3 protein-coding genes are annotated in these 6,286 nt (G+C 46.1%); 1 reads left to right on the forward strand and 2 read right to left on the reverse strand.

Going from position 1 to position 6,286, the window contains the following annotated elements; all coding sequences use genetic code 11:
* Positions 1-3,703, reverse strand: a 3,703-nt coding sequence (gene tamB / locus QTO00_RS12500; RefSeq protein ID WP_331425100.1) for an autotransporter assembly complex protein TamB, incomplete at its 3' end; no start/stop codon positions are given.
* A complete protein-coding gene (gene tamA / locus QTO00_RS12505; RefSeq protein WP_331425101.1) occupies positions 3,700-5,415 on the reverse strand; it encodes an autotransporter assembly complex protein TamA in 1,716 nt (571 codons plus the stop codon). The genes tamB and tamA, both read right to left, overlap by 4 nt.
* 118 nt (positions 5,416-5,533) lie before the next feature.
* Here tamA and msrA point away from each other — a divergent pair, with 118 nt between their 5' ends.
* Positions 5,534-6,160, forward strand: a complete 627-nt coding sequence (gene msrA, locus QTO00_RS12510) for a peptide-methionine (S)-S-oxide reductase MsrA (RefSeq protein WP_331425102.1) — start codon at positions 5,534-5,536, stop codon at positions 6,158-6,160.
* Positions 6,161-6,286: the final 126 nt, after the last annotated feature.

Here is a 6,286-nt window from a genome sequence, read left to right on the forward strand (position 1 = left end):
GATCTGTCATTAAGCGATATCGCACAGTGAATTCACCAACCGAATCAAAAATACCGACGCCATATTGGACCTGTAAACCTGGTAAAATATAGCCACTCACCGTCACTTGAGAGTCATCACCAGAGCCAGCAGTATCGAGCTGAAGATCTTGCACACCAAACGCTTCACCTATCTCGCCAACCACGCGACCACTTTTCGCTAAGCTTAAACCAATCAAAGTGGTGGTCATTGAATTGCCGCCCGCTTCACCATCAATGTCTTGACCACGAAGGAGGTAAGACAACGCATTCGCTTGTGCCATCGCAGGCTCCGAGAATATGGTGACGGTCGGCTCACTCACTGGCCCGGTCACTTTTACACCTGCTGTCACATCATCTTGAGTGTTGTCTGGATTGCGAATCGCCGTAATTTGCAAATAAGGTTGATCAACAGGGCCATTCATCAATACCTTACCTTCACTAATCACCAAATCTTGGCCAAATGAGCGATATGAACCGTCAGTAATGTTGACCTCACCAGTAATAAATGGACCTTGGTCCCTTTGCGCTACATTGAGATTACCAACTAATCCCCCCTCAAGGCCAAATGCAGAAAGCTTGAAGTCATCACCAATCTTAATATTGATATTAGACTGAACCGCAAACGGCACTTGGTTCTGCTCTTCGACTGGTTTGAGCTGAGCATCCAATATCACCTGGTCATCAGAAACACTGATCGCACTCGGCGGCAACTCTTCCACCACAACTCTCCCCCAAGGTAATGAAATGTCTCCATCAATACGGGCAAACTTAGGTGAAGCAGAAATCGTCATATCCGGTTGAGCCTTGATCTTAACCATTGGCGGAACATTAACCATCAACTCTTCAGCAAAGATACGTACATTGGTGCTCCAATCTTCTAAGTCTTGCCAATTCGCATCACCTGCTATTTCAAGGTCACCATCTGGCGTGTGTAGAGCGGCAGCCAAGGTAGCGTCATAGCCTGATAAGTTGAGTAGCAGACGGCCGGAGTCAACCTCTACAGGTGAAATATCTCCGTTGAGCAAGATGTCATCAATGAGCATTTGCCCCTTGACTTGAGGATGAAGAATTGGACCACTAAGCGCCAAATCAGTGGTTAACTTAGCATTGAGCTTGCTGAACTCACCGACCAAGGGTGAAAGAAAATCAAGCGTAAAGGTCGTCAATTTCAATCGCGCATCAATCTGCTGTTCGTCACTCACCACGTCAGGGATCATGATATTCCCGGATACATCACCGTTATCCGCAACATCGAGCAACCAGTTAGCCTGGAGCTTATTCTCTACAAGCGATGCGTTGAGCTTAAGGCTTTCCCACCCTAGCTCGATTGGGTTTTCGAGTTTATGAATCGCTTTACCCTTCGAGAGCTCGATACTGGCTTTGACCTGAGGCGGAGATCCTTGACTCCACTTTGCCCAGAGCTTAGCCTCTGCTTGACCATCGACTTGAGTCTCGCTCGGGATAAAAACTTTGATTTGGTCGAAATTGAACTGCTGTAAAGCCAGCGCCACTTCGCCTTGTTTCCCCACTTGGATATCTTCTTTTAAACACAATGATGAGCTTGCTTGCGACCAACAGTGAGCCGCCACTGAAACCTGCTCAGTCGCCATGTCAAAACTTAGTGCTGTCGACTCATTTAAGCGCCATTCGCCTTGCTCAGAAGAAAGCGACATTCTCTCTAGCGCACCTTGCCATTTCAACTGGGGTTGTTCGCTCAATGAACCAGTCAGCGTCAAACTAGTCGAGGCAATATTAGAATGAAGGTCTAAGTCAACTCGGTGCTGCAGTTGGTCGCCATTGAAGTTTAAAGAGATGTCGTCGATGACATTGTCTTGATAGGTAGCCTGAGTGACCTTTAGCTCAATGTTTCCGCTTGGAGCAGGGAACGGATTAACATTGCCCTTCAAACTCAGTGCAGAAACTTGAGCCTGCTTTTGCCAATCAATACGATTAGCATCTAATTTAAGCCCGACTAGCGGTCGTTGTATGTCTCCACGCAGTGAAACATCACCGACGATTCTTCCGCTTAGGTCTGGAACGGTTTTGATTAGATCAGGAAAGTTAATCGCCAGATCCATTCGCCACTTTTTATCAAGCTTACCTTGCGCCCTAATGCTATTTGGCCCATGGGACAAAACAAGCTGTGGTGTTTCAACACTCAGTGCGTTGTCACCTAACAAGTCAGAAGCTTTTATACTACCGGCAATATTGAGCGGATATTCACGCAGTACTCCGTCGATATCCAGTTTAGGTACATCAACCTGCCAACCACCTTGCTCAGTCAGGCTACCCGTGGTTGATAGCACACCACTAATATCACCTTCAGCTTCAGGCCAATGAAGTCCTGGCTGAATCTGGACAAGGTTAAGATTTGCTGCCCAGTTAATCGGAGCTTGCCAATCGGCCATAACATCACCAGAAATGCTCCCCCCTAGGGTTTCAATATCAATCTGGCTTAATGAAATATGTGAGAGGTCTCCTTTACCTTGCGTAAACAAGGCTACTTCGGGTATCTGTTGACCTTTAAGTTGAGCCGATAGATTCAAACTATAACCGTCAAGCGAGCCTTGCGTTTCGAGCTTTTCAACCGAGGCTATATAATCTCCTTTACCTGTAAGCGGCCACTGCAAATCGCCTTTCGTCAACTTAATATCAAAAGGCAACTCCGGTTTCAAAGGCTCAAGATTGGCGGTGAGTTCAGCTTTGGCTAGACCTCCAAACTGAGCCGCAAGATCCAACTCAGCCACGCTGCCGCTTGCTGTCAGTGAAAGAGTTTGACCTGCTGCGAGCTGATCTTTGACCCTCGTATCCAAAGACAGCTCTAACGGGTAGTCTCCTTTCAACTCAATACGCGCATTGAGCTGCGCCATTGCTTGAGGAACATCGAGTTCGAGAGTTTTGACGATAACAGTAGAGTTTTTTGCACTCGCCTCTAATCCTAAGTGATTAACAATAATTGGCGTCGCCTGGTCGAGTTTAAAGTCATGGATATCAAGTCGAGCAATATCAATTTGTAAAGGCAGTTTCACTTCAGGTAGCAAAATTGCTTGAGCAGACTTTTCTTGCTCCCTGTTCTCCACCTGCTCTGGTATCGAGGATGGAGAACTCGGTGCTAGCTTAACTATCGGGTTAACGAGTTGAGTCTTATTGATACGTAAGCGATTCCCCTGAAATGAAGCAGAAGAACTAAATGCATCCCAAGAGATCTGATTACCGATAATATCGAGCGAAATATCGCTAAGAACCAATCGATTGAGTCTAATCGGTACAGGTGAGGTAATGCTCGTCGATGATGTTTCTTGTGCTGGTTCTTGCTCCGATGCTACCGCCGTCGGCAGTTCAGGCATTGAAAATGTCAAACCATCAATGGCAAGCTGGTCAATACAGACGCTTGGCTCGGTAAAACAAGTAGCATTAACAGCCAAAGTTACCGTTCTAAGCTGGGTATCAATATTTAAGCTATCGTCTTTGAAAGAGACATGACTTAACGTAAAGCGGGGAAAGATAGCCCCTTGGGTTGACCCCACTTTAAGTTGAGGGACCAGCTTCTCTGCGCCCCACAACACGACATTCAAGCCTGTATTAGTAAGCAGCAGCGCACCCAAAGCCATAAAACCACTAAGCAGTATGAGTAACAGAGTAAACAGCAGCCGCTTTGACCACTTAATCGCAATACGGGTCATAACTCAGGCCCTAAGGTAAAGTGGAGCTTAAACTCATCGCCTTCTTTAGCATCAAGCCCCCAAGCGAAATCAAGTCTAATTGGCCCGACAGGCGATGCCCAACGCACACCAACACCTGTGCCGCGTTTAAGTTCTGGGGAGTCATTAAACGCATCACCGATGTCATAAAAAACTGCGCCCCACCAATCACCATATACACGGTATTGATACTCAAGTGAGCTAGTTATCATGTACTTAGCACCAGTCAAAGCACCACTTTCATCGACCGGCGAGATCGACTCATAACTGTAGCCGCGCAAATTGTTATCACCACCAGCGAAGAATCGCAGCGATGGCGATAGCTTACTAAACTCTTCAGAAAAGTTAGCCCCACCATCAACTCGGAATAGACCACGATGATTCGATCCCGCACTACGAATCCAAGTCATACCACCAAGCAAACGAGTCACTCGAGTTTCTGATAGAGCGTTCGGGTCACCGTACTCTAGGGTAAAGCTTTGACGGTCTCCCCATGTAGGCATAGACCCACCGCGAATGCGACTACGAGAAAAAGTGATACCCGGCAGCACGAACTGGGCGTTGTCGTCTTGCAAACCTTGGGTATAGTTTTCCAACAAGTAACGAACATAAAGCGTTCTATGCCAACCATTGTCGAGCACCCAGTGACGCTCAACCGCAAGATTTGACTCCAAGCTTTTGGTATCTCGGTTGTCGACGTTCTTCATTCCATACTGAATTCGATAATACTCGTTAAGTACGTCTTCAAGTGGAATACGGTAGCCTAAAGTCACCGTCTGTTCTGGAGAAGAGAGAGAGAAGCTACTGTCAAAACTATGGCCTCGGCTGTTCACCCAAGGTTTCTTCCACTTTAACGAGCCTCTAATTCCGGTATCGGTTGAATAGCCAATACCTGTTTCTAGTTTGTTTCTTGCTTGCGGCGCAAGGGATACCTTCATCGGTAACTCACGTCCTTGCCCCAGTTTACTCAGATCTGGTTCAACAAACACAGAAGAGAACCAATCAGTATTTGAAAGGTTTTGGTTGTACTCACCCACTTTAGACACCAAGTAGGGATCGCTCTGTTCGTAAGGAGACAGTGATTCTACTCTATCGAGCTCAATCTGACTCCCCGTAACTGTATTGTCACCAAAGTGATAGCGGATACCGCTGTCGTAATGAAGATAGATAAAAGCTTGGTTGAGTTCGGGAGCAACCTCCAATCGACTGGCGGTAAAGTCCCCTTCAAAATAGCCTTTCTGCAGCGCCAAATTACGAATCGAAGACTTTAATCCATCGTACAGACTGTGATTGAGGATATCTCCCTCTTTAATACCGCTACTTTTTATCAAGGCAATAAAATCAGCATCGTCGTGCGCTTCACCTGTGATTTGGATGTCGACCTGCTTCAACTCAACCGCTGGACCTGGTTCCACTTGAATCGTCAGCTTAGAGTTATCATCGGCTACTTCAAAGCTAATCTGTGGATGGTAATAACCTAGCGCATTAAGTGCATCGGTAATGTTTTTCTCGAGGCGAGAGCGAAAGCGCAAGTTAGTCTGATATTCTGACTCAGGTATTGACGATAAATAGGCATCAACATTGTCTTCAAGCTCACCTTCCAGTCCTTTAATGGACAGGTCAACACTCTGAGCCCAAACCGAAGGGGCAAAAAAAACAAGTGCGATTAGAACTGGTAAAGGCTTGCTTATCATGCTTAATTATCTGTCTACATAATGTTAAGAAATAATACCGCCAGTAAATCAATAAGTCTGTACGAAAACAGTCAATTAAGCGGTCTAAATAGCAATAATTTAAAAAAAGGAATTCACGATGCTCGATAAACAGACAATGATTACTGCTCAACAAGCACTTCCAGGACGGGAAACACCACTTGTTATTGATGACGTTCACTTCGTCAACCAAAGCAGTTTGAGCGCAGAACCTAAACAAGGCCACTCGAAGATCCTGCTAGGAATGGGCTGTTTTTGGGGTGCAGAACGCCTATTCTGGCAACTCGATGGGGTTGTCAGCACCTCTGTCGGTTATGCTGGAGGCTTTACCCCTAACCCTACTTACGAAGAAGTGTGCACAGGTCAAACTGGGCATACTGAAGTCGTTCGCGTTATCTTTGACCCAAGCGTGATTAGCCTAGAGCAACTCCTGCATGCTTTCTGGGAAAAACATAACCCGACTCAAGGAATGCAACAAGGGAACGATCTTGGTACACAATACCGCTCTGCAATCTACGTTTACTCCGATGATCACTATCAAACCGCGATTGAGTCCAAACAAGCCTACCAAGAGCTACTTGGCTCAGAAAGTGGCCCTATTACCACTGAAATTCTTCCAGCTGGCACATATTACTTCGCTGAGAATTACCACCAGCAATACTTAGCTAAAAATCCCGAAGGTTATTGTGGACTCGGTGGCACGGGTGTCTGTTTCCCTCCACAATAAACGTGAACAAAAAAGTCGCCAATTAGGCGACTTTTCTCTATTCAACCAATGTATCTAACCAGACATCAAGGCGATCTCTTGATTAATCTCTTTGTAAGTGGTCATCTTTTGTGAGTCGTTAACATC

The sequence above is a fragment of the Vibrio sp. M260118 genome (assembly GCF_036533755.1).
Classification (GTDB): domain Bacteria; phylum Pseudomonadota; class Gammaproteobacteria; order Enterobacterales; family Vibrionaceae; genus Vibrio.

Excerpts from the sequence above, each read along its gene's own strand:
- tamA (WP_331425101.1), bottom strand. The coding sequence starts at position 5,415 with ATGATAAGCAAGCCTTTACCAGTTCTAATCGCACTTGTTTTTTTTGCC.
- msrA (WP_331425102.1), top strand. The coding sequence starts at position 5,534 with ATGCTCGATAAACAGACAATGATTACTGCTCAACAAGCACTTCCAGGA.